The sequence below is a fragment of the Hoeflea sp. EC-HK425 genome (genome assembly GCF_902498795.1).
Classification (GTDB): domain Bacteria; phylum Pseudomonadota; class Alphaproteobacteria; order Rhizobiales; family Rhizobiaceae; genus Hoeflea; species Hoeflea alexandrii.
Map to the genome: position 1 here is coordinate 1 of NZ_LR701567.1, position 1,631 is coordinate 1,631.

1 protein-coding gene is annotated in these 1,631 nt (G+C 56.6%); it reads left to right on the top strand.

What is annotated here, in order from left to right; translation table 11 throughout:
• Positions 1-108 precede the first annotated feature (108 nt).
• Positions 109-1,254 (top strand): IS110 family transposase, encoded by a 1,146-nt coding sequence (locus SPHINGO391_RS02265; protein ID WP_152007319.1) that lies wholly within the window; start codon positions 109-111, stop codon positions 1,252-1,254.
• Positions 1,255-1,631: the final 377 nt, after the last annotated feature.

Consider the following 1,631-nt stretch of genomic DNA (forward strand, 5'->3'; position numbering starts at 1 on the left):
AGAACCTGTTGCATACGCCGCAGGCTCCTACGTTTTAGTCGCGCTACCGCCTTACCCGGCAAAAGCCCCTATCATCTCCGGCGCAAGTCATCCAATCGGGGAAAAGATATGAGCAATTCATTTGACTATTATGTGGGCCTCGACGTTTCCCAGAAGACCACGTCGATTTGCGTAATCGATCCGCTTGGCAAGAAACTCTGCGAAGGGAAAAGCCTGACCCGTCCGGAAGACATTCGGGGTTGGCTCCGAAATCGCATCGAGGACGGGAAAGCTCTGAAGGTCGGCCTTGAAGCAGGCAACATGAGCAGCTGGCTTTACAGCGGCCTCACCAAAATGGGGTTGGACGTCGTTTGTATGGAGACCTTTCAGGCACATCGGTTTCTCGCCACCTACCGGAACAAAACCGACAAGAATGATGCGCGCGGACTGGCCCAACTCGTGCGGATGGGAGGAGAGGATTTTCTCAAGGTCGTCACCATTCGCTCGCAGGCATCTCAGGAAACCAGAGTGCTTCTTGCGATGCGGGACCACCTGGTCAGTCAGAAGGTCAGCCTGGAAAATCACATCGCCGGCGTTCTCAAGCCATTTGGCGTGGTCGTCGAGCGTGGCAACGTGACGGCAGAGGTTTTTTACAAGCGGACATTGGAAGGCCTCGCTGAGGCCGAACGCAACGGTGTCCAGGTCCGCTCATATGTACTGCCATCGCTGCATCTCTATATGGAAGCTTGCGAGAAAATCGCACCGCTGACGGAGAAGATCCGCTCGATCGCCGCCGGTATCGAGATGGTGCGTCGCTTCATGGATATCCCAGGGATCGGTCCGGTAACCGCACTATCCTTCTACGCCGCGGTCGATAATCCGCAACGCTTCAAGAAATCCTCGGATGTTGCCGCCTATTTTGGACTGACGCCACGGCAGTTTCAATCGGGAGAGAGCGACTACATGGGCGGTATCTCCCGCCGCGGCGATCCAGGGACGCGGCGTGTACTTGTGATCGCCGCGACCGTTCTCCTTGCTCACTCGAACGATTGGAACAGCCTGAAAGCATGGGGCGTGCGCCTGGCCAAGCGGATCGGATTCTCGAAGGCAAGAATCGCCGTGGCCCGGAAACTGGCGATGATCATGCATAAGATATGGCTGAACAACGATCGTTTCCGCCCCAAAATCATCAGCGCCGCCGAGCGAACCAAGCTCAAGAACGAGCTTTCAGGTGCGGCGATGAAATCCAGACCCGTTGCATCGGCGCCGGTCTGATCGAAACCCCGGTGAGTCTGAAGCCGGGGGTCTTGCAGCAAGACGGCAGATGGGTGAGTGACGTGCGGTCGGGTGGCTCGTTGCCTGGGATAGATCCCGGTCAACATCAGAAGCCGCGGCTCCTATTGGTCCCACCTGTTTGTTCCATTGAACAACGTAATGTAGCCGCCAGCAGCTCAGCCAGCACGGCGTGACTACGGAGAGACTCCTGATCTTGCGGGCAGGACAATATCGTTGACATTAGCGTTGCCGGAACCTCGTCGGCAAACGATCTGGTGTGCCCGAAAGGGGCACCGATCGAAGACCAAGAATGAACGAAATCAGTCGTATAGGGATTTTTGGAAAAGGGATTGACGCCCGCGCGACTAGAGACCCGA

What these genes read in the sequence shown, in the direction of transcription:
- SPHINGO391_RS02265 (WP_152007319.1), top strand. Translation starts at nt 109, where the DNA reads ATGAGCAATTCATTTGACTATTATGTGGGCCTCGACGTTTCCCAGAAG.